The sequence below is a fragment of the Methylobacterium sp. J-067 genome (assembly GCF_022829465.1).
Taxonomy (GTDB): Bacteria; Pseudomonadota; Alphaproteobacteria; order Rhizobiales; family Beijerinckiaceae; genus Methylobacterium; species Methylobacterium litchii.
The window spans coordinates 1-748 of record NZ_JAKSXZ010000007.1; the positions used below are offsets into that span (position 1 = coordinate 1).

1 pseudogene is annotated in these 748 nt (G+C 65.1%); it reads left to right on the forward strand.

The features are described 5' to 3' along the window. Positions 1–487: 487 nt before the first annotated feature. Positions 488–748 (forward strand): annotated as a pseudogene (locus MKK52_RS00050) (hypothetical protein); the annotation flags it as partial.

The window sequence follows — 748 nt, forward strand, 5'->3', positions numbered from 1 at the left end:
AGGTGGCTTACCCGCCGGGGAAGTGAGCGTCGGAACGACCGCGGCTTGGCCGGGCAAGGAACGAACGTAGCACCCGGCTTAGCGAGCGCCTAAGCCACCTTTGCGGTTATCTGACGACGGGACAGCCGGTCGATTATCGTAGCGGCCGCTTGCGGGGCCCTGGTCATTCTCGCCCTCTAGACTAGCAAGGGACGTAGGTCCTGCAGCTGCCGTATCGGCTGGTAGCTTATCCTGGACCAGCGGCTTTCCAGGTGGGTCCATTCCGAGTGCCTCCCGTGCCGCGTCGGTGTCCGTTCCCAGGCTGGCTCTCCGTGTATCTCGCAGAGACCAAGGTAGTGGACGCAAACGAGGTTCCTGACGCGCATCCGACAGGGAGCTAAGCCGAAAGGCCCGATGCCGAACCCATCGGCGGCTGAACAGCGGGATGCTTATGCTGCGCAGATGCCTTACTGCTCAGCTTTAGGGCTAGCCATCGCATCATCCTGCCATGCCGATCCGGCGCGAGCACCGCTTCTTCTACCCCATCGACTGGCCGCAGCTGTCGGCGGTGATCCGCTTCCGCCGCGCCAAGGGCCGCTGTGAGAGCTGCGGGCGACCGCATGGGCATATCATCTGGCACCTCGGAGATGGCCGCTGGTGGGACGCGCAGGCGGTTTCCTGGCGCGACGGCGTGGGCCGGGTCATCTGCCTCCCGGTTGGGGAGGACGACGTGCTCGGCTCCGTCCGGACGACGCGAGTAGTTCTAGCG